Below are 21,234 nucleotides of genomic sequence, written 5' to 3'. Positions count from 1 at the left end.
GGAGCTCAGATCGGGACGCGGGTCTGCTGCAGCACGGACGTGAGGATCGTGTCGGCGGAGACGCCCTCGATCTCAGCATCCGGGCGCAGCTGCAGGCGGTGCCGCCACGTCGGGACGAGCATCGTCTGAACGTGGTCGGGGGTGATGGCGGGATAGCCGCCGAGCCAGGCCCAGGCCTTGGCCGCGGCGAGCAGCGCCGTGGCGGCGCGCGGGCTGGCGCCCAGCTGCACCGACGGCGACTCGCGGGTGGCGCGGGCGAGGTCGACGACGTAGCCGAGCACGTCGTCAGAGACCTCCACCGCGGCCGCGGCCTGCTGAGCCGCGCGGATCTCGGCAGCGGTGACGACGGCGGCGAGGCCGGCCGTCTCGAGCGAGCCGGGGCGGAAGCCGTCGGCGTGGCGGCGGAGCACGGCGACCTCGTCGTCGCGGCCGGGCACATCGATCAGCAGCTTCAGCAGGAAGCGGTCGAGCTGCGCCTCCGGCAGTGTGTAGGTGCCCTCGTGCTCGACGGGGTTCTGCGTCGCGGCGACGAGGAACGGGTCGGGCAGCGGGCGCGAGACGCCGTCGGCCGAGACCTGGCGCTCCTCCATCGCCTCGAGCAGCGCCGCCTGCGTCTTCGGCGGGGTGCGGTTGATCTCGTCGGCCAGCAGCACGTTCGTGAACACCGGGCCGGCGCGGAACTCGAACTCGCCCGCGCGGGCGTCGTACACGAGCGAGCCGGTGACATCGCCCGGCATCAGGTCGGGCGTGAACTGGATGCGGGTCGTGTCGAGCCCGACCGCGCGGCTGAACGCACGCACGAGCAGGGTCTTGGCGACACCGGGCACGCCTTCGAGCAGCACGTGGCCGCGGCCGAGCAGGGCGATGAGCAGGCCCGTAACGGCCCCGTCCTGTCCGACGACGGCCTTGCCGACCTCGACGCGGACGCGGTTCATCGCCTCGCGGAGGTCGCCGGTTGCGGTCTCGCTCATGGGGTGTTCCTTTCGGGACGGACGGTTCGGTGCACGGCCGTTTCGAGCTCGCGCAGGCGGTCGGCGGCGTCGACCAGCTCGCGGTCGGTTCGCGGCAGGTCGTCGAGCAGGATGCCGCGCACGCGGGCGCGGTCGGTATCGAGTCGGGCGGCCGCGGCGTCGGCGATCGCGGCGGCATCTGCTGCACCGAGACCCAGCAGTCGGGCGAGGCGACGCAAGGTGTCGCGTCGCAGCTGGTCGAGGGCATGGACGGGCTCCGCGGCCGCGGCGTAGAGCCGTGCGCGCCCCTCCGTCGTCTCGGACGCGCGCACGGTGACCGGCAGGTTCTCCGCCACGAGCGGGCCGAAGCGCCGTCCGCGCCACAGGCCCGCGGCGACGACCGAGCCCAGCAGCAGCAGGATCGCGGGTGTCACCCACGGCGGGGTGAGCTCGCCGAGGCTCGGCACCGCCGTCAGCGAACCGTCGCCGAGCGCGGGCAGATACCAGACGACGCGCCCGGTGCCGCCCAGCAGGTTCAGACCGAGCGCGGCGTGGCCGTCCTCGGCGAGGTGGCGGTTGACCAGCACGGATGTCGCATCGAGGGCGACGACCCGGTCGGGGCCGGAGCCCGTTCCGACGAGACCGAAGCCTTCGCCGGCGGGGTAGCACGCGATCTCGAGTCCGTCGGCGGTGAAGACCTCGCCCGGGCGCGCAGAGCCGCTGACGGCGGCATCCGGGAATGCGCAGTCGGGCGCGACGAGCTCGTCGGCGAATCCGGCGGACTGCGCGCCGCCGAGCAGCAGGCGGAGATCGCGCGTCCGGGGCTCGAGCAGGATGGTGCCCGCGGACGCCGACGCGAGCTCCGTGAGGTCATCGTCGTCGAGCGGGGCGGTGTCGGCGATCGCCAGCGTCGCGTCGCCGTCGCCGAGCGCGGCGAGAGCGCTGGTGCGGTCGCGCGCGACGTCGACCTCGACCCCGCGATCGCGGAGCACCTCGACAAGGGCGCGGGATCCTTCGGGCCCCGCGGCTTCCGGGTCGAGCAGGCCCTGCGCGGGCATCGTGCCGATCCCCGAGATGGCCGCGACGCCGAGCCCCGCGGCGAGCACGCCGGCGGTGATGCCGGCCCAGCCGAGCACCGACCGGGTGCGCCCGGTGCGTGCAGTGACGGTCGTCACGAGGCGAACACCTCCGCGCGGGCCGAGGCGAGCCGCTGATCGAGCGAACGGACGGCGGCGTATGCCTCCGCGGATCCGGGCCGCCGCAGGTAGCGGACGTCGTCGAAGCTGCGCGCGACGGCGGCGAGGTCGTCGCGGGCGGCGGGGAAGGCGCGTGCGGCATCCGCGGCGAACCGGTGCACGGTCGCTCCCGGCTGCGGGTCGACGATCGTCCGCTCGGCGAGCCCGCGCGCGAGGGCCCGCACGCGCAGCACGATCGCGGCGTCCCAGTCCGATCGGGCTGCGGCCGCCTCGGCGTCCGCGCGCAGTTCGTCAGCGGTACGGGCCTCGTCCTCGCCGAACAGGGCGATCGGTGCGCGGGAGCGCGCCGCGCGGCGCGGCCGACCCCAGATGAGGATCGCGATCAGGATGAGCACGACGACGACGGCGATCGCACCGGCGGCGAGCCAGGGTCCGAGCGTCTCGGGCACCTGTCCGGTGAAGATCGACCCGAGGAACTCGGCGACACCGCGCGCGAAGCGGTCGATCGGCGTCGGCTCGGCCTCGCGGTAGAGCGCGCCCGACAGCTCCTCCTCGGCCCAGCGGCGGGCCTCGTCGGGATCGGGCGCGATCGGCGCGGCGAGGATCGTCATGGACGCGGCGAACCCGGCGCGGTCCAGTCCGTCGCGGACGGCGGTGCCGCCGGCGGAGCAGCGGGCTGATCGGAGGGCGCGGCGTCGCCGGGCTGCGGAGCGGCCGCGGGCGCGGCGAATCCGCCGGGGGCCGGAGGACCGTACCCGCCGGCCACGGGAGCGCCGTACGCGCCGGGGGCGGGCGGGCCGTCACCACCGGGAGTCGCGGGCGCATACCCGCCGGGGACGGGGTATCCGCCGGGGACGGGGTATCCGGCGGGGACGGGGTATCCGGCCGGTATCCCGTACGCCGGCGGCTGCTGCCACCGCGCCGCCAGGTCGCGGCCGATGTGCTGGCGGTACGGGTCGGGCAGGTCGCGCTCGCCGGCGTCGCGCCGGTCGACGTAGGACGACAGATCCAGGTCGAGGCCTTCGTGACGCATGCGGCAGTCGACGTACACGAGCGCGCCCGCGGTCGACTGCACGATCACCGCGATCGTCTGGATGAGGGTGACGAACGCCTGAGCGAGCAGTGTGCCCGCCAGCAGCGCGATGATCTCGCCCGGCTCGGGGTCGCCGGTGGGGGTGATCACCGAGGTGAGCCCCATCGTGACGAACGAGAACGGGATGCTGACGACCTGCGCCAGGACGCTGAAGCTCAGCGAGATGACGACGATGATGCCGAGCGTCGGCCAGAACCGCCCGCGCGTCAGTCGCCACGAGCGGGCGACCGCACCGAACACGGTCGCCCGCTCGAGCACGATGGCCGACGTCACGAGCAGGAGTTTCGTGCTCAGCCACAGGCTGAGGGGGATGGCCGAGAGCACGAGGAGGATGGTGAGCACGATGGCGAGCGGCGCCACGCTCAGCGCGAGCAGGACGATGCCGGTGGCGAGCACACCGAGGACGACGGTGACGATGAGCGAGACGAGCGCGGTGTATCCGATCAGGCGCCAGGCCACGGGCTTGACCCGTGCCCAGAGCGTGCCCAGTGTGTGCTTCTCGGCCACGACCGCCTGGGCCACCTCGCTGACGACGATGCCCTGAACCAGCACCCCGAGCGCCCCGGCGGCGAGCGAGAGCACGAGGGCGGTGACGCCGCTGATGGCGATCGACCCGGCCAGCACCGTCTCGAACTCCTCGGTGCCGGGACGCAGCGACGCCAGTCGGCCGAACGTCGCGAACCCGACGGCGACCACGCCCGCGGTCGTCACCAGGATGGCGAGGGTCTGCACGACGAGCGCGAACCCCAGCAGCACCCGGGGGTTCTGGCGCAATGCCGAGAACGAGCGGCCGAGGATGACGCCGAACGACAGCGGATGCAGCGGGATGATTCCGGGCCGCGGGGCGGGGGTCCACGAGGGGTAGGCCGTCACGATGCACTCCTGGAACAGTCGGCTCGGTCCACCCCATCGTGTCACACGTGCACGGCGGCATCCGGAGTCGAGCGCTCGGGCGTCCGGTACGGTGAATACGCGCACGTCGCGCGCGAGCCCGAGCCGAAAGACGAACGCCGCCCATGACTTCTCGCATCCTGGTGGTCGATGACGACACCGCGCTAGCGGAGATGATCGGCATCGTGCTGCGCACCGAGGGATTCGACACCGCCTTCTGCGCCGATGGCGCAGCGGCCGTCGAAGCCTGGCGCGTCGAGAAGCCCGACCTGATCCTGCTCGACCTGATGCTGCCCGGCGTCGACGGCATCGAGATCTGCACGCAGATCCGCGCGGAATCCGGCATCCCGATCATCATGCTGACCGCCCGCACCGACACGGCCGATGTCGTGCGCGGGCTCGAGTCGGGGGCGGACGACTACATCGTGAAGCCCTTCAACCCGAAGGAGCTCGTCGCGCGCATCCGCACCCGTCTGCGGCCCGCGGTCGCCGCGGCCTCGGATTCGCTGCGGATCGGCGACCTGGTCGTCGACGTCGAAGGGCACGAGGTGCGCCGGGGGAGCGACATCATCGGCCTGACCCCGCTCGAGTTCGAACTGCTCGTCGCGCTGGCGTCCAAGCCGCAGCAGGTCTTCTCGCGCGAGATGCTGCTCGAGCAGGTGTGGGGCTACCACTACAAGGCCGACACGCGCCTGGTCAACGTGCACGTGCAGCGGCTGCGCGCCAAGGTCGAGATCGACCCGGACAACCCGCGGATCGTCACGACCGTGCGCGGCGTCGGCTACCGCGCCGGCGCCGTGATCTGACGCCACCATGCCGATCCGCACCGTCACGACGGCGACGGTCGCGACGCGGGGTCTGCGGTCGTGGCCGCGGCGCGTCTCCCGCGCCTGGCGCCGCTCGTTGCGATTCCGCACGGTCGCGGTGACGCTGGGCGCGACAGCGCTGACCATCACGGTGGCGCTGGTGTGGATGTCGCTGGCGATCCAGAACGACATCTTCGACTCGCGCACGTCGCAGCTCATGGCCGAGGCCCAGCGCGCCACGCTGTCGGCACAGTCGACGCTCGATGCGGCGGAGGTGGGCGGCGATGTGGTGGCGATCGACAACCTCATGGAGAGCGTGCGCACGTCGGTGCAGCGGCAGTCCTCGACCGAGCGCATCGCCGCGTTCCGTATCTCGTCCGATCCCTCGCCCATCGCGCCGCAGGACTTCGATTCCGCGGGGCTTCCGGCCGACCTCATCAGTGACGAGCTGCGCGAACAGGTGCAGAGCGATACCGAGCTGCAGTGGTGGCAGCCCGTCGGGTTCATGGAGCCGGGCGGCGGCGAGGAACCGGGCATCGTCGTCGGCCAGCAGATCATCCTGCCCGAGGTCGGCGCCTACGAGCTGTACCTCGGATACGACCTCTCGAGCGAAGCGCAGACCCTGCGCTTCGTGCAGATCACCCTCTGGATCGTCGGCGTCGGGCTCGTCATCCTCATCGGCGCGATCTCGTGGATCGTGCTGCGGTCGGTGACCGAGCCCATCGCGCAGGCCGCCGAGAGCAGCTCCCGGCTCGCGGCCGGAGACCTGGCCGTGCGCCTGCAGGTGCGCGGCGAGGACGAGTTCGCGACCCTCGGTCGATCCTTCAACGCGATGGCCGACAGCATCGAGGCGCAGATCAAGGAGCTCGCCGAGCTGTCGCAGGTGCAGCAGCGGTTCGTCTCGGACGTCTCGCATGAGCTGCGGACCCCGCTCACGACGATCCGGCTCGCATCCGACATGCTCAACGATCGGCGCGATGAGTTCGACCCGGTCGCGGGCCGCGCGGCGGAGCTGCTGCACGACCAGGTCCACCGCTTCGAGGTGCTGCTGACCGACCTGCTCGAGATCAGCCGCTACGACGCGGGCTCGGTGCAGCTCGAGAACGAGCCGACGAGCATGACCCAGTTGGCCGAAGACGTCATCGCCTCGATGGCGCAGCTGGCCGAGCAGCACGGCAGCGATGTGCGGCTCGTGGCGCCGGGCGGATACTCGCCCGTCGAGATGGATCCCCGTCGCGTGCGGCGCATCGTGCGCAACCTGCTCGGCAACGCCATCGAGCACGGCGAAGGGCGGCCGATCGTCGTCACGGTCGACAGCGACGCCCGTGCCGTCGCGCTGGGCGTGCGCGACTACGGCCTGGGCATGCGACCCGAGGATGCCGAGCGGGTGTTCGACCGGTTCTGGCGGGCCGACCCGTCGCGCAAACGCACTATCGGCGGCACGGGCCTCGGCCTTTCGATCGCCCTCGGCGATGCGCGACTGCATGGCGGCACCCTCGCGGTCTGGTCCGAGCTGGGGCGGGGCACGAACTTCGTGTTGACGATCCCGCGCCGCAGTGAGCCGCTGGCCGGCCATTCGCCGGTCCCGGTCGATCCCGGGGATGATGGCGTACCCTTCGACGACCTGGGCCTGACCCAGCCGATCTCGCTGCCCCGCTCGTCGAAAGGCGCATCGTGACCCGCTTGCGTTCCATCGCCGCCCTGCTCGGGCTCGCGCTGGCCGTGCTGCTGGCCGGCTGCACCGGGCTGCCGACATCCGGTCCGGTGGTCGCGGGGGAACGCATCGACGAGCAGGCGGGCTCCGTCGACTTCTCCTTCCTCCCCGACGACCCGCCCCCTGGTGCGACACCCGAGCAGATCGTGTCGGGCTTCCTCGCGGCCGGTTCGGGCCCGCGGGACGACTGGGGCACGGCGCGGCAGTTCCTCGCGCCCGACTTCCGCGCGCAATGGCAGCCGACGGCCCGAGCGACCGTCGACCTGCCGGGCGAGCGTGTCTTCTCGTCGGCCGCCGACGGGTCGGTGTCCGTCTCGGTGACGCCCGAGGCGACCGTCGACGCGACCGGCGCGCTGTCGATGGCCGACGGCGGATCGATGCCGCTGGATTTCCGACTCGTCCAGGTCGAGGGGGAGTGGCGCATCTCCGAAGCGCCCGACGGTGTCGTGCTCGATCGAGCGCGCTTCCGGGCGGTCTTCCGCGAGTACTCGGTGATGTACTTCGACCCGTCGTGGTCGTACCGGGTCCCCGACCGGCGGTGGTTCCCCGCGACGAACGCGGCGACCCACATCACCGAGGCGCTCGTCGACGGCGAGCCCAGTCCCTGGCTGGCGGGCTCGGTCGTGACGGCGTTCCCGAACAGCCTCGAGCTGGCCACGCGTGCCGTGCCGCTCGAGGCGGGTGTCGCGCAGGTGCCGCTCTCGCAGTCGGCGCTGGCGATCGTTCCCGACACGCGCAATCGGATGCAGGCGCAGCTCGAGGCGAGCCTCCAGTCGGCCGGCATCCTCGGCGCGCAGATGTCGGTGGACGGCGAACCCGTCGCGGCGCAGGCCGTCGACGTCCGGACGATCCGCGTCGACGTCCGCCCCGTCGTGCTCGTCGACGACGCCTTCGGGTTCCTCTCGGGATCCGAGATCGAGCCGCTGCCGGGACTGTCCGCATCGGTCTCCAACCTCGATCCCGTCTCGGTGCAGGTGGCAGCCGACCGCACCGCCGCCGCCCTGCGCACCGCGACGGGAGCGGTCGTGCGCGTGCGCGCCGACGGCACGTTCGAGGTCGTCGACGAGCGGCCCGGTCTCGTCGACCCGACGATCGATCCGAACGGTTTCATCTGGACCGTGCCGGCGGGGGCGCCCTCGCAGCTCACGGCCACCGGGCCCGAGGGGACGGCCGTCGCGCTGACGGACGCGTGGCCGGGGGCGTCGCAGATATCCACTCTCGAGGTGTCACGCGACGGCACCCGACTCGCCGCGCTCGTGCGGGACGGCTCGCGCCCCGCGCTGTGGGTCGCCGGCATCCTGCGTGACGAGGCCGGCGTGCCCGTGGGGCTCGGCGACCGCGAGATCGTGGCGGCTCTGCCGGGCACGGGCCTCGACGCGAGCTGGGTCGACGGCTCGACGATCGCCGTCCTGGCCGAGGACGGCGACGGCGAAGTGGTGATCTCGCAGTCCGTCGGCGGCTTCGGCGAGACGATCGCGGCCCCGGCCGGCGCGCGTGCGATCGCTGCAGCGAATCAGCTGCAGGCGGTGCACCTTGTCGACGACGACGGCACGCTCTTCACGCAGAAGGGCCAGACGTGGCCGACCGTGGCGCGTGGCGTCCGGCTGCTCGCGACCCAACAGGGCTCGCCGCGCTGACTCCTCCCCAGTGGCGTACCCGCGCGATGTCTTCCCGGCCAGGTGCTGACGACGCCGCGCTCGCCGGGCCGAGCGGAAGGCTGACGGCATGGAGGAGTCCTCGTCTGCATGGTCGTCGTGGAGCGATGCGTTCGCTGATGCGCTGTCGTTGCTGCTTCCGGTCTGGTGCGCCGGGTGCGACAGGCCCGATCGGGCGCTGTGCTCCGTGTGCGTCGCCGCGTTCGACGGGCCGTACCGTCGCCCGCTCGCGCCGGGGCTGACGCTGTGGAGCGCCGGACGTCACGACGGCTCCAACGCGCGGGCGATCCGCGCGCTGAAAGAGGAAGGGCGAACCGGCATCGCGGGCCCGCTCGGTCGCCGACTCGCGAGTGCGCTGGATGCCGCGGGTTGGGGTGAGGCGTCCCTGGTCCCGGTCCCGACGTCCCGGGCGGCGCTGCGTCGACGGGGATATGCCGTACCCGAGCTCCTCGCGTCTCGCACGGGGCACCCCGTCCACCGCATGCTGCGTGTCAGCGGTCGCGCCGCCGACCAGCGCGACCTGGGGCGACGCGAACGCGAGCGCAACGTCGCCGGGACCCTCGCCGCCCGGCCGGCACGACACGCCCGGGTGCCGACGGCGGTCGTGCTCATCGACGACGTCGCGACGACGGGGGCGACGTTGCGCGAAGCGCACCGTGTTCTCGCGGCCACCGGGGTGGTGGTCCTCGGCGCCGTCAGTGCGACCGACACGCCGCGGCGTGCTTCCCCGGCGCTTCCTGGGTGACTTTCAGCAGCAGCGGCGCTAGCGTGAGGGAGACCAAGGTGAACGAAGGTCCGCCCTTGAACCGGGCGGACCGGAGCAAGGAGGTCAGGATGGAAACCAGCATCGTCGGCGTGGGAGTCGGGATCACGGATCGCTTCCGCACGGTGGCTGAAGAGAAGTCCACTCGTATCGAGACATTCGCGCCACGCGCGCTGCGTCTGGACATCAAGGTCACGCATCGCGCGTATCGAAACGGCCGGATGGATGACGAGACCGTCGAGCTCACGCTCACCGGCAAGGGACCGTTGGTCCGTGCCGAGGCCACGGAGGCCGACAAGTTCGTCGCCCTCGATCAGGCGGTCGACAAGCTCGTCGAGCAGCTGCGCCGGGCCAAGGAGAAGCGCGTCGACGCGCGGAACCACCCGCGCGGTGCGAAGCTCGACAAGGGCACCGGCTCACTGGCCGGTATCGACGTCGAGCCCGCCTCGGTCGACGTGCTCCGCGCGGTCGCCACGGGCGAGGTGCCTGTCGTCGGGGAGTCCGTTGAAGAAGAGGAGTACACGCCCGTCGTCATCCGCACCAAGGAGTTCGGTGCGGAGTGGATGACGGTCGAAGAGGCCGTCGACCGGATGGAACTGGTCGGACACGACTTCTTCCTCTTCATCAACGCCCGCACCGACCACCCGAGCGTCGTGTACCGCCGCAAGGGATGGGACTACGGTGTGATCTCCCTGGCGGCGGCCGCGCCGCCCGAGGCCGAGCTGGCGTCATGATCTGACGACGAGGGGCGGATGCCGTAACAGCATCCGCCCCTCGTCATGTCCGGGTGGTCAGTCGAACATGCCGTCGAGCATGCTGCCGATGACGAGGCCGCCGAGGATGCCGCCGACCATGTTGCCGCCGCTGCTGCGTCCGCCCCAGCCGCCGCCGCCGTATCCTCCGGGTCCGCCCCAGCCGTCGTTCGGACGCGAGCCGTCGATGTCGCGCTGAGCGAGCTGCAGCGCCTCGCCCGCGAGGGCGGCGCAGCGTCGTGCGTCGGCGAGAGCCTTCTCCCGATCGTCTTCGTCGATCGGGCCGCTCGGTGCCAGTCCGAGGCGCAGGCTCTCGGCTTCGGCGAGGCGGGTGCGGGCATCCGCACCGATCCAGCCCCGGTGACCCGCGATGACGCTGCGGGCGACCGCGAGCTGGCGGTCGGCGTCGTCGATGGCGTGACGCACGTGCGACTCGGGCGGCACGGGACGCGCGGCCCGCTCGCGGGCCTTGTCGACGGCGACATCCAGTGCGGCGTTCTTCTCGCGCAGCATCGACAGCTCGGCGAAGGGGTCGCTCTTCGATCCGGCCGGGCTGACACGGCCGAGCGCCTGCTGCAGCTGGGCCATCGCGGTCGTGACGGCGGGTGTCTGCGGCGCGGTGCGCGCGGTGACGAGGTCGTCGCGCGAGTCGGCGACGACGTCGGCGAGCGTCGACTGTGCGCGCAGGGCCTCGACCTCGAAGTCGTCGACGGCGTCGAGCAGGGTGCGGGCGCGGCGGACGGCCTCGGTCGCGGTCTCGAGCGCGATGTTCGCGGGGCCGCGCTCGCCGGCGGCGCGGCGGCGCTCGGCGACATCCGATCCGTGCTGGGCGAACTCGAGCAGTCCGCCCGCCTCGTCGGCATTGCCGCTGATGCGTCCCACGGCGTCGGGGTGATAGCGACCCGAGACCCGATCGATGACGGCCCGTGCGGTCGGCAGGCGCTGCTGCAGCGTCTCGACCTCGGCCCGGATGCCGCTGAGGATCTCGGGAGCGCGCCGCGCACGCTCGATCGCCGCAGCGAGGGCGGAGGTGCGATCATCGAGCAGCTCCTCGGCCCACTCGCACAGCTGAACGATGCGCGCGTTGCGCGTGCGCACCTCGTCGGGGGTGTCGGGGATCTCGTCGTGGTTCAGCTGCTTGAGGTGGAACGCCTCGCCGAGGTGGTGGCGCACCGCGTCGACCGCCTCACGCAACGGCGCCGTGGCCTCTTCGCCGAGCTCGGCTTCGGCGAACGCCATCTCGTCGTTGGTGACCCGCAGTCGCTCGTCGGCGCCGACGAGGGCGATGTCGGCCTCTCGGGCGAGGTTCGCATCCGCTTCCGCGACTTCCTGCTGTTCCCGCTTGCGCTTGCCCCAGAATCCCGCCATGTCTTGATCCTAGGTCTCGCCGCGCCGGCCGGGAGCGGCAATGACGGCCACTCGCAGGCGACGCAAAGGTCACGGCCCGATAACATGGCTCCGTATGCCCGTGCGTCGCGCGCGGGCGCGGCCGGCGGTGGCGTCGGCGCACCCGACAGATGGAGATCCTCCGTGGCCAATCCTCTCGAGAAACTGCTCCGCGCCGGAGAGGGCCGCGTGCTGCGTCGCCTCCAGCAGGTCGTGAAGGCCGTGGGCGCTCTGGAAGAGGACTACGCCCACCTCTCCGACGACGAGCTGCGCGGCGAGACGGCGGAGCTGCGCGCCCGTCACGAGGCGGGCGAGACCCTCGACCGGCTCATGCCCGAAGCCTTCGCCGCCGTTCGCGAGGCAGCGAAGCGCACGCTCGGACAGCGCCCCTACGACGTCCAGGTCATGGGTGGTGCGGCCCTGCACCTCGGGAACATCGCCGAGATGAAGACCGGTGAGGGTAAGACCCTGACGGCGACGTTCGCTGCATACCTCAACGCGATCGCGGGCCAGGGCGTGCACGTCATCACCGTCAACGACTTCCTCGCCTCGTACCAGGCCGAGCTCATGGGGCGCGTCTACCGAGCGCTCGGCATGACCACCGGCACGATCGTGTCGGGGCAGACGCCCGAGGTCCGCCGCGAGCAGTACGCCGCCGACATCACCTACGGAACGAACAACGAGTTCGGCTTCGACTATCTGCGCGACAACATGGCCTGGCGCCGCGAAGACCTCGTCCAGCGCGGTCACTTCTTCGCCGTCGTCGACGAGGTCGACTCGATCCTCATCGACGAGGCGCGGACGCCGCTGATCATCTCCGGCCCGTCCTCGGGGGAGGCGAACCGCTGGTTCGTCGAGTTCGCGCGCGTCGCCACGACGCTCGAGCCCGGCGTCGACTACGAGGTCGACGAGAAGAAGCGCACCGTCGGTGTGCTCGAGCCCGGCATCGAGAAGGTCGAGGACTACCTCGGCATCGACAATCTCTACGAGTCGGCGAACACCCCGCTCATCTCGTTCCTGAATAACTCGATCAAGGCGCGCGCCCTGTTCAAGCGCGACACCGACTACGTCGTCATGAACGACGAGGTCATGATCGTCGACGAGCACACCGGCCGCATCCTGGTCGGACGCCGCTACAACGAGGGCATCCACCAGGCCATCGAGGCGAAGGAGGGCGTCCCGGTCAAGGCCGAGAACCAGACCCTCGCGACGGTCACGCTGCAGAACTACTTCCGCCTGTACGACAAGCTCTCGGGCATGACCGGTACCGCCGAGACCGAGGCGGCCGAGTTCATGTCGACCTACAAGCTCGGCGTCATCCCGATTCCGACGAACAAGCCCATGGTCCGGAAGGACCAGCCCGACCTCGTCTACAAGAACGAGACGGCGAAGTTCGCGCAGGTCGTCGAAGACATCGTCGAGCGCCACGCGAGCGGGCAGCCGGTGCTCGTGGGAACGACGAGCGTCGAGAAGAGTGAATACCTCTCGCGTCTGCTCGCCAAGAAGGGCGTCAAGCACGAGGTGCTCAACGCCAAGAACCACGCGCGCGAGGCCGAGGTCGTGGCCCGTGCCGGCCGCCTCGGTGCCGTGACGGTCGCCACGAACATGGCCGGTCGCGGTACCGACGTCATGCTCGGCGGCAACGCCGAGTTCCTCGCGGTGCAGGAGATGAAATCGCGTGGTCTCGACCCGGTCGAGACGCCCGAGGAGTACGAAGCAGCGTGGGACGAAGTCTTCGGTGCTGTGCGTGAGACCGTGGCAGAAGAGGCGGCGAAGGTCGTCGAGGCCGGCGGACTCTACGTGCTCGGCACCGAGCGTCACGAGTCGCGTCGTATCGACAACCAGCTGCGCGGACGATCGGGACGCCAGGGCGACCCCGGTGAGAGCCGGTTCTACCTGTCGCTGACCGACGACCTCATGCGCCTGTTCCAGTCCGGTGCCGCCGAGGCCATCCTCGCCCGCACGAACTTCCCCGAGGACGTCGCGATCGAATCGTCGATGGTGTCGCGCGCGATCAAGAGCGCACAGGCGCAGGTCGAGGCGCGCAACGCCGAGATCCGCAAGAACGTCCTGAAGTACGACGACGTGCTCAACCGTCAGCGCGAGGCCATCTACGCCGACCGCCGCCAGGTGCTGCACGGCGACGACCTCTCCGAGCGCGTCCAGCACTTCATCGAGGACGCCGTCAGCGCCGTGATCGATGACCACACGTCGTCCGGTCACACCGAGAGCTGGGACTTCGACGCGCTCTGGACCGAGCTGAAGACGCTGTACCCCGTCGGGGTCACGATCGACGAGGTCGTCGCCGAAGCCGGGAACAAGGGCCGCATCACCGCCGAGGTTCTCAAGCGCGAGCTGCTCTCGGACGCGAAGATCGCGTACCGGCAGCGCGAGGAGACCCTCGGCGAGCCGGCGATGCGCGAGCTCGAGCGGCGCGTCGTGCTGCAGGTGCTTGACCGCCGCTGGCGCGACCACCTCTACGAGATGGACTACCTCAAGGACGGCATCGGCCTGCGTGCGATGGCCCAGCGCGACCCGCTCATCGAGTACCAGCGCGAGGGCTACGAGATGTTCCAGTCGATGATGTCGCAGATCAAGGAGGAGTCGGTCGGCTTCCTCTACAACCTCGAGGTCGAGGTGCGCTCCGCCGAGACCGGCGACGTCGACGCCAAGGGCCTCGGGCCCGCGCCGGTCGAGAACCAGAAGCTCGAATACTCCGCGCCCAGCGACACCGGATCGGGCGAGGTCGAGGTGCGCAACGACCGCGGTCAGGTGCAGAAGGCCGCGACGGCCAAGGCGCGTCAGCAGTCGGCCGAGCAGGAGGCGCCGGCGGATGCTGCGCGCGGAGCGTTCGGTCAGACGGTCGGGGCCGGCGACGGTGCCGCCGCGGGAAACCGGGCCGAGCGCCGCGCTGCGGGCAAGAAGAAGTGACGACCCGAGCGGGCCACGCATCGTCGATCGGCCCGCTCGGCCCCCGGATATCCTGATCGGATGAAGCGCCGTACCCTCGATCAGTCATCCAAGCTCAAGGACGTCCTCTACGAGATCCGTGGCAGCGCCCTGGCCGAGGCCGACCGACTCGAGGCCGACGGTCACCGCGTCCTCAAGCTCAACACCGGCAACCCCGCGATCTTCGGGTTCGAGGCGCCGTTCCAGATCGTCCGCGACATGATCGAGTCGGTGCCGCATGCGCACGGGTACAGCGACAGTCGCGGCATCCTCTCTGCGCGGCGCGCGGTCGTGTCGCGCTACGAAGAGGTTCCGGGCTTCCCCCACGTCGACCCCGACGACGTCTACCTGGGCAACGGCGTCTCCGAGCTCATCACGATGACGATGCAGGCACTGCTCGACGAGGGCGACGAGGTGCTCATCCCCGCGCCGGACTACCCGCTGTGGACGGCCATGACCAGCCTCGGCGGCGGCAAGCCGGTGCACTACCTCTGCGACAGCGATCAGGGCTGGGAGCCCGACCTTGACGACATCCGGGCCAAGATCACCCCGCAGACCAAGGCGATCGTCGTCATCAACCCCAACAACCCCACGGGCGCGGTGTACAGCCGCGAGGTTCTGCAGGGCATCGTCGAGATCGCCCGCGAGCACTCGCTGCTGCTGCTCTCGGACGAGATCTACGACCGGATCCTCTACGACGAGGCGACCCACATCCCGCTCGCGACGCTCGCGCCCGACCTGCTGTGCCTGACCTTCAACGGCCTGTCGAAGACCTACCGCGTCGCGGGGTATCGGTCGGGCTGGCTTGTCATCACGGGGCCGAAGGCCCACGCGAAGGGCTTCCTCGAAGGCATCCAGCTGCTCGCCTCGACGCGTCTGTGCCCGAACGTCCCGGCCCAGTACGCCGTGCAGGCCGCGTTGTCGGGCGTGCAGTCGATCGAGGGGCTCATCGCCCCGACGGGTCGGTTGCACGAACAGCGGGATGCCGCCTGGCGCGGGCTCGAGAGCATTCCCGGGGTCACGTGTCACAAGCCCGCGGGCGCGCTCTACGCCTTTCCGCGGCTCGATCCCGAGGTGTACGAGATCCACGACGACGGCAAGCTCGTCTACGACTTCCTCGTCGCGGAGCACGTGCTGCTGGTGCAGGGGACCGGGTTCAACTGGCCCGACCCCGACCACCTGCGCATCGTCACCCTGCCCGAGGCGCGCGTGCTGAGCGAGGCGATCGAGCGCCTCGGCAACTTCCTCGCCTCGTACAAGCAGTAGGTCGCGGGCTCCGGAAGCCTCACAGCAGCGCGAGCGAGGTCGCGCGCCAGCGACCGTCACGACCCTCGAGCCGGACGGCCACGGCCCGGGTGCGGGTGGGCGTCGTGACGACGACGGCCGACTCGACGACGCCGTCGGCGGGCTCGCACATGCGCACCGAGACGATCGAGTACACCGGTCGCGCCGGCGCGACCTGCCGGGCGCTGCGAGCGCGGGCCGAGAGGTTCGCCCGGGTGACCAGCACCCGGTAGGCGTCCTCGCTGAGCCACCGCGCGAGCTGCTCGATCTCGCGCACCCCGGCCAGTACCTCGAGGACCCCGCGCGTCAGGTTGCGCACGAGGGGCTCCGGGTCGGGCAGGTCGGCGGTCGCCGTCGGCTGTGGGGCGAAGTACTCGGCGATATCGAGCGACGAGGTGATGCGACGGAACCGGTGGTTGTCGCGGGCGGGGATCGACGTCATCGCGCGCTCCTCCTCTCGTCAGGTCTGTCGACGCCGATGAGTGAAGCACACTGCCGAATGTGGCCGGATGAGAATCCTCCAACATGTGGATAGACCCGGCCGCATCCCCGCCCGATCGCTAACCTCGCTGCGTGCGGTGGGAGAGACTCTTCGAAGACCTGGAGCACCAGCTCGACTCGGAGTGGGAGGCCGAGCGCGCCGCCCTCGACAGCGAGGCCGAACGCCTGCGGATGTCGCGGCTCACGCTCCGCGACCGCCTCACCGTTCTCGCGGACCAATCCGACGAGGTCGCCATCGATCTCGTCGGCCCGACGGCGACGCTGCGAGGGCGCCTCACCGGCGCGGGCGCGGATTGGTGCTCGGTCGAGCTCGGTGCCGATGCCCACGTCGCGCTCATCCCGCTCGAGGCGATCGCGGCGCTCGGCGCAGCCCGACCCGCCCTGGCACGAAGCGTCCGCCCGGGCGGACCGCAGCGGATCTCCGACCGGATGACGCTCGGGTTCGTGCTTCGCGATGCCGCTCGTCGGCGCGGCGGCGTCCGGGTGCATACGATCATCGGCGGCGTGCACATCGGCACGATCGATCGCGCCGGCGCAGATCATCTCGACCTCGCGTTGCACGAGGCCGACGTCCCGCGTCGAGAGGCGGCGGTGGCCGGCATCCGCCTCATCCCGTTCCACGCCGTGAGCTGGGTGCAGCTCCTCGGCACCTGACACCGCGTGACCGCCCGTTCGGGGGACACGGGCGCTCAGCGCTCGGGTGGTCGCTGCCCCCAGAGCTCGGGGAAGCTCGCGAGCTGCGACTCCTGCCACAGCGCCGATCGACGAGCGTCCTCGACCTGTGCGGCGAGGTAGTCCTCGATGCTCGCCGCTTCGATCCGCCAGCGTGGCGGCGACCCCACGCGCGCACCGCTGAGGCGGCCTTCGACGACGAGGGCGACGACTTCGTCGACCTCGATCTGGAGCATCTCGGCGACCTGCGAGGGCGCGAGGAAGCGCGCTCGGTCGGAGGAGGCGGGCATGCGCCCATTATCGAGGGAGGGAGGCGTGCCCGACAGTGCTCTTGACAGCCTGTGGACAACGATTCCCGCCTCTGTGGCGAGAGGGGCAGCATGAGGCCCATGACCTTCGCAGCCGTCGCACGTCCGCGGGCCTTCTGGGCCGACATCCGCTTCCTCCTCGGCGTCGTGCTCGTGATCGTCTCGATCGTCGGTGTCTGGCTCGTCGTCGATGCCGCACGACACACCGTCCCGGTCCTCGCGGCGGACCGCACGATCGTGGTCGGCGAACCGCTGCGGGCCGATGACCTCCGCGTGGTCGACGTCGCGCTCGGGTCGCAGGTCGAGGCTTACGTCCCCCCGGGCTCGCTGGCGCCGGGCGCGGTCGCGGCCCGCACGATCGGCGACGGCGAGCTCCTGCCCGCCGCGGCCGTGGCGGCTCCGGACGATCTCGGCGTGACCACGATCGTGGTGACCGTGACTCAAGGACTACCGGCGGCGCTCGCCGAGGGGGCGAGCGTCGAGGTCTGGCATGCACCGCAGAGCGAGAGCGGGGTCTTCGACAATCCCCGCGTGCTCGTCGGCGAGGCGACGGTGCGTGCCGTTCATGAACCGGAGGGCGTGATGGCCGCGGGCTCGGCCTCGGTCGAGCTGGTGCTCGACCGAGGCGACGTCGCCGCCGCCCTCGGGGCGATCGCCCGTGGCGACAGCATCTCGGTCGTCCCCACGGGTGCCCTGTGATGCGCGTCGCCTTGGCGCTGCCGGACGCACAGCGCGTCGCTCAGCGGTTGCGCTCCGCCGGTGTCGAAGTGGTGTTCGCCGCGGGACCGCGCGCTGCGGCGCTCGTCGCGGCCGACGCCGCCGCCTCGGGGCACGACCTGACCCGGGCCGACGTGCTCCTCGTGTCGGGCGACCGCGACAGCCTGACCTCCGACCTCGTGACGATGTGCGACCGTTCGGGCACACGGATCGTGGCGCGGTGCCGACGTGATCTCGATCGGCGCTTCGCCGAGTCGCTCGGTGTCGCCACGGTCGACGCCGACGCCGATCCCGTCGACGCTCTCCATGCCACGCCGGCGCTGCCGGGCCCGCTCACGCGCGGGCGGGCAATCGTCGTCTGGGGACCGCACGGCGCTCCCGGGCGCACCACCGTATCGATCGAGCTGGCCTACACGCTCGCCCGCGGCGACCGCCGCGTCGCGCTGGCCGATGCCGACACCCACGCGCCGTCGGTGGCGCTCGCGCTGGGCGTGCCCGACGAAGGTCCGGGCCTGGCGGCGGCCTGCCGTCAGGCGGCGCGAGGCGTGCTGACGCCGGCGGAACTGACCCGCATCGCCGTGCCGGTCGAGGACGTCGAGGTGCTCACCGGCATCAACCGGCCGAACCGCTGGCCCGAGCTGAGCGCGGATCGCGTCACCGGCGCCCTCGAGGCCGAGCGGGACTGGGTCGACGATCTCGTGGTCGACGTCGCCGCCGGGCTCGAACGCGACGAAGAGATCGTCAGCGACCTGGACGGCCCGCGGCGCAACGCCGCCGCGCTCGCCGCGCTCGCGACGGCCGATCTCGTCGTAGGCGTCGTGGCCGCCGACCCGGTCGGGGTGTCGCGCTTCGTGCGCGCCTACCCTGAGCTGCGGGCCGCCGCCGGCGACGCCCCGATCCGCGTTCTGGTCACGAAGCTTCGCGGTGGCCCGCTCGGCATCGACGCCCGCGGACAGGTGCGGCGCACGCTCGAGCGCTACACCGGAGCCGATCGGAGCTGGTTTCTGCCGTGGGAGCCTCGGGCGACGGATGCCGCGCTCCTTGCGGCACGCCCCCTCGCGCGCCTCGCCCCGCGCGGCCCCCTTCCGGCGGCGATGCGGCGCTTCGTCGACGAGGCCGTGGCCCCCGACCCCGCGAGACGCCGCGGTCGTTCCGCGCGCACCGCGGTGGCGGCATCCGCCCCCTAGTCTGGGAACGTGTCGACCCTCAGCGATCTCGTCTATGCCCAGGGGCTGTCCTCGGACGCCGACGTCGAGTGGCTGCACCGTCTCGCCGGCGACGGTCAGCTGCTGGCCGACCTCGCGTTCGCCGACATCGTGATCTGGGTGCCGACCTCCGACGACTCGTTCATCGCCGTCGCGCACACGCGTCCGGGCGGAGCGGCGACGCTCTTCTACCGCGACATCGTCGGTGACCGCGTCCGGCCGCAATGGCGCACGCAGGTCAACGATGCGTTCACGCAGGCCCGCATCGTCGACTCGGCCTCACCGGACTGGTTCGAAGAGACGCCCACGCGCGTGCGCGCGGTCCCGATCGTCCGCGAGCGCGCGGGGGAGGGGCGCCCGGCGCGCGTCGTGGGGGTGCTGACCCGTCACACGAACCTGGGCGAGGCGCGCACCCCGTCTCGTCAGCAGATCACGTTCAACGACTGCGCCGACGACCTTTTCGGCATGGTGGCGTCGTCGGACTTCCCGGACCTGAACGCCCCGACCGCACCGCGTCGCGGCGCGCCCCGTGCGTCTGATGGACTCATCCGCCTGGATGTCGACGGCATGACCACCTTCGCGAGCCCCAACGCTCTCTCGGCCTTCAACCGGCTGGGGTTCGAGGACGAGCTCGAGGGCGAGCCGCTCATCGATGTCGCCACCGCGATCCTGCCGACCAAACGCGAGTTCGACGAGTCGCTGCCGATCGTGATGGCCGGCCGGGCGCCGTGGCGCGCCGACATCGAGGCGCGCGGAGTGACGGTCTCGCTGCGCACCATCCCGCTGCGAGACCACGGCACACGCATCGGTGCGATCGTGCTGTGCCGCGATGTCAGCGAGATCCGCCACCAGGAGCAGGAACTCATCACCAAGGACGCGACGATCCGCGAGATCCACCACCGCGTGAAGAACAACCTGCAGACCGTGGCCTCGTTGCTGCGGATCCAGGCGCGCCGCACGCACTCGGAAGAGGCGCGCGACGCGCTCACCCAGGCGATGCGCCGGGTCTCGGCGATCGCCGTCGTCCACGACACCCTCTCGGAGGGGCTCGCGCAGAACGTCAATTTCGACGAAGTGTTCGCCCGGGTGCTCAAGCTCGTCGCCGAGGTCGCGGCCGCGCCGAACACGCGGGCGCGCACGCGGTCGTCGGGGGAGTTCGGCACTCTGCCCAGCGAGTACGCGACCCCACTGGCGCTCGCGTTGACCGAGCTCGTCACGAACGCGGTCGAGCATGGTCTGGCGGGCACCGAGGGGGATGTCGAGATCGTCGCCGATCGCTCCGACGAACGTCTCGAAGTGAAGGTCCGCGATTCCGGTATCGGCCTGCCGGAGGGTCAGGTCGGTCGCGGGCTCGGCACCCAGATCGTACGCACCCTCATCCAGGGTGAACTCAGCGGCACGATCGACTGGCACACGCTGGTCGGCAGCGGCACCGAGGTGACGATCGAGATCCCGCTGCGCTACATCGAGCGCGAGGCAGGCTGAGCCGGAGCCGGCTCAGCCGCGGCTCACGAGGCGCGGCGGGCGCGGGCGGCGCGGCGCTTCAGCGCGCGGCGCTCGTCTTCGGACAATCCGCCCCACACGCCCGAGTCCTGGCCGGTCTCGAGGGCGTACTGCAGGCAGATCTCGGTGACGGTGCAGCGGGCGCAGACGGCCTTGGCCTTCTCGATCTGATCGACGGCCGGACCGGTGTTCCCGACGGGGAAGAAGAGTTCGGGGTCGACGGTCAGGCAGGCAGACTTGTCGCGCCAATCCATGTGGTGCTCCTTGAGGGGTGGTGATTCTGTCGGGCCGGACTCGGGTCGTCCGGTACCCTGGTTAAGTGTGCGAGCGCAAGCTCGCCCCACTTCGCTGTGGGAGCACACGGCTTGATCTATCGTCCCATAGCCCTGACAGATGAATCAAGGGTGAACTGTGGATTCGCTCGCGGGTCGGCCGTGGAAAAGAACCGCGACGCGTCGCCCGAGCAGAAAGCCGCACGCCATGGCGTCCTCCACCGTCGAACGATTCGCCGGCGCCGTCCTGGCCGCCGAAGCCTTGACACTGCTGATCGTCCTCGGCTGGCAGGTCGTTGCGCTCATCGGTGGTGACACGCTCGATGTGCCGAGTTCCCTCGCCCTCATCGTGCTCACCGCGATCGCCGTCGCTGCGCTGGCTGCTTTCGCGGTCGCGGTGTGGCGCCGCGTGTCGTGGGGTCGGTCGGGCGGCATCGTGGCTCAGCTGCTGATCCTCGCCGTCGCACTGGGAGCGGCGACCGGCCAGTACGGCGAGCCGGGCACGGCCGTGCTCATCGCCGTGCCCGGGCTCGCCGGCTTCATCCTGCTGCTGGCCGCCACGCGCCGCGCCGCGCCCGATCGCGACGACCGCTGACGCGGGCTGCGCCCGTCGGGCC

Annotated in this window: 20 protein-coding genes; 12 read left to right on the top strand and 8 right to left on the bottom strand. The window is 71.3% G+C overall.

Translation table 11 applies throughout. The features are described 5' to 3' along the window. Positions 1-5: 5 nt before the first annotated feature. From PUW82_RS13150 to PUW82_RS13135, 4 genes are read right to left on the bottom strand one after another with little or no spacing between them, the layout of a single operon-like run. Entirely contained in the window at positions 6-971 is a 966-nt protein-coding gene (locus PUW82_RS13150) for an AAA family ATPase (protein WP_274222723.1), read from the bottom strand. Next, positions 968-2,125 (bottom strand): DUF4350 domain-containing protein, encoded by a 1,158-nt coding sequence (locus PUW82_RS13145; protein WP_274222722.1) that lies wholly within the window; start codon positions 2,123-2,125, stop codon positions 968-970. The genes PUW82_RS13150 and PUW82_RS13145 overlap by 4 nt, the downstream gene beginning before the upstream one ends. After that, positions 2,122-2,757: a DUF4129 domain-containing protein gene (locus tag PUW82_RS13140; protein WP_274222721.1), complete on the bottom strand. Its 636-nt coding sequence runs from the start codon at positions 2,755-2,757 to the stop codon at positions 2,122-2,124. The genes PUW82_RS13145 and PUW82_RS13140 overlap by 4 nt, the downstream gene beginning before the upstream one ends. Beyond that, positions 2,754-4,112 (bottom strand): DUF7847 domain-containing protein, encoded by a 1,359-nt coding sequence (locus PUW82_RS13135; RefSeq protein ID WP_274222720.1) that lies wholly within the window; start codon positions 4,110-4,112, stop codon positions 2,754-2,756. The genes PUW82_RS13140 and PUW82_RS13135 overlap by 4 nt, the downstream gene beginning before the upstream one ends. A gap of 143 nt (positions 4,113-4,255) precedes the next feature. Between PUW82_RS13135 and mtrA the strand changes: the two genes are divergently transcribed. The 5 genes from mtrA (at position 4,256) to hpf (ending at position 9,802) form a co-directional block, all read left to right on the top strand. Next, entirely contained in the window at positions 4,256-4,936 is a 681-nt protein-coding gene (mtrA, locus tag PUW82_RS13130; protein ID WP_274222719.1) for an MtrAB system response regulator MtrA, read from the top strand. 7 nt (positions 4,937-4,943) lie between these two features. Further along, positions 4,944-6,614: an MtrAB system histidine kinase MtrB gene (gene mtrB / locus PUW82_RS13125; protein WP_274222718.1), complete on the top strand. Its 1,671-nt coding sequence runs from the start codon at positions 4,944-4,946 to the stop codon at positions 6,612-6,614. Then, a complete protein-coding gene (locus PUW82_RS13120; RefSeq protein WP_274222717.1) occupies positions 6,611-8,287 on the top strand; it encodes an LpqB family beta-propeller domain-containing protein in 1,677 nt (558 codons plus the stop codon). The genes mtrB and PUW82_RS13120 overlap by 4 nt, the downstream gene beginning before the upstream one ends. Before the next feature lie 88 nt (positions 8,288-8,375). After that, entirely contained in the window at positions 8,376-9,050 is a 675-nt protein-coding gene (locus tag PUW82_RS13115; protein ID WP_274222716.1) for a ComF family protein, read from the top strand. 89 nt (positions 9,051-9,139) lie between these two features. Continuing rightward, positions 9,140-9,802: a ribosome hibernation-promoting factor, HPF/YfiA family gene (hpf, locus tag PUW82_RS13110; protein ID WP_274222715.1), complete on the top strand. Its 663-nt coding sequence runs from the start codon at positions 9,140-9,142 to the stop codon at positions 9,800-9,802. 57 nt (positions 9,803-9,859) lie between these two features. Here hpf and PUW82_RS13105 read toward each other — a convergent pair whose 3' ends face one another. After that, positions 9,860-11,188 (bottom strand): hypothetical protein, encoded by a 1,329-nt coding sequence (locus PUW82_RS13105; protein WP_274222714.1) that lies wholly within the window; start codon positions 11,186-11,188, stop codon positions 9,860-9,862. Between the two features lie 162 nt (positions 11,189-11,350). Between PUW82_RS13105 and secA the strand changes: the two genes are divergently transcribed. Both secA and PUW82_RS13095 read left to right on the top strand, forming a co-directional pair. Beyond that, positions 11,351-14,137, top strand: coding sequence for a preprotein translocase subunit SecA (secA, locus tag PUW82_RS13100; RefSeq protein ID WP_274222713.1), 2,787 nt, complete (start codon positions 11,351-11,353; stop codon positions 14,135-14,137). 60 nt (positions 14,138-14,197) lie between these two features. Continuing rightward, positions 14,198-15,421: a pyridoxal phosphate-dependent aminotransferase gene (locus PUW82_RS13095; protein ID WP_274222712.1), complete on the top strand. Its 1,224-nt coding sequence runs from the start codon at positions 14,198-14,200 to the stop codon at positions 15,419-15,421. A gap of 19 nt (positions 15,422-15,440) precedes the next feature. Here the strand turns inward: PUW82_RS13095 and PUW82_RS13090 are convergent, their stop codons facing one another. Then, the gene (locus tag PUW82_RS13090; protein WP_274222711.1) at positions 15,441-15,881 is read right to left on the bottom strand and encodes an Rv3235 family protein; all 441 of its coding nucleotides are present in this window, start codon (positions 15,879-15,881) and stop codon (positions 15,441-15,443) included. Positions 15,882-16,012: 131 nt separating this feature from the next. Here PUW82_RS13090 and PUW82_RS13085 point away from each other — a divergent pair, with 131 nt between their 5' ends. Then, a complete protein-coding gene (locus PUW82_RS13085) occupies positions 16,013-16,594 on the top strand; it encodes a hypothetical protein (RefSeq protein WP_274222710.1) in 582 nt (193 codons plus the stop codon). A 35-nt stretch (positions 16,595-16,629) separates the two neighbouring features. Here PUW82_RS13085 and PUW82_RS13080 read toward each other — a convergent pair whose 3' ends face one another. Then, complete coding sequence (locus PUW82_RS13080) at positions 16,630-16,902, bottom strand: helix-turn-helix domain-containing protein (protein WP_274222709.1); 273 nt, start codon at positions 16,900-16,902, stop codon at positions 16,630-16,632. A gap of 99 nt (positions 16,903-17,001) precedes the next feature. On the opposite strand from PUW82_RS13080, the gene PUW82_RS13075 reads away from it, so the two are divergent. The 3 genes from PUW82_RS13075 to PUW82_RS13065 are packed head-to-tail and all read left to right on the top strand — an operon-like array spanning position 17,002 to position 20,327. Continuing rightward, the gene (locus PUW82_RS13075) at positions 17,002-17,619 is read left to right on the top strand and encodes a CpaB family protein (protein ID WP_274222708.1); all 618 of its coding nucleotides are present in this window, start codon (positions 17,002-17,004) and stop codon (positions 17,617-17,619) included. After that, complete coding sequence (locus tag PUW82_RS13070) at positions 17,619-18,824, top strand: P-loop NTPase (protein WP_274222707.1); 1,206 nt, start codon at positions 17,619-17,621, stop codon at positions 18,822-18,824. Before PUW82_RS13075 ends, PUW82_RS13070 begins: the two co-directional genes overlap by 1 nt. Before the next feature lie 9 nt (positions 18,825-18,833). Next, positions 18,834-20,327 (top strand): sensor histidine kinase, encoded by a 1,494-nt coding sequence (locus tag PUW82_RS13065; RefSeq protein WP_274222706.1) that lies wholly within the window; start codon positions 18,834-18,836, stop codon positions 20,325-20,327. Positions 20,328-20,350: 23 nt separating this feature from the next. Here the strand turns inward: PUW82_RS13065 and PUW82_RS13060 are convergent, their stop codons facing one another. Further along, the gene (locus PUW82_RS13060; RefSeq protein WP_023955350.1) at positions 20,351-20,599 is read right to left on the bottom strand and encodes a WhiB family transcriptional regulator; all 249 of its coding nucleotides are present in this window, start codon (positions 20,597-20,599) and stop codon (positions 20,351-20,353) included. Between the two features lie 226 nt (positions 20,600-20,825). Here PUW82_RS13060 and PUW82_RS13055 point away from each other — a divergent pair, with 226 nt between their 5' ends. Then, entirely contained in the window at positions 20,826-21,212 is a 387-nt protein-coding gene (locus PUW82_RS13055; protein ID WP_274222705.1) for a histidine kinase, read from the top strand. The last annotated feature ends 22 nt before the right edge of the window (positions 21,213-21,234 follow it).

It is taken from the genome of Microbacterium thalli (genome assembly GCF_028737325.1).
Classification (GTDB): Bacteria; Actinomycetota; Actinomycetes; order Actinomycetales; family Microbacteriaceae; genus Microbacterium; species Microbacterium thalli.
Note: the sequence above shows the minus strand (reverse complement) of the source record. Positions and strands in the feature narration are given on the sequence as shown.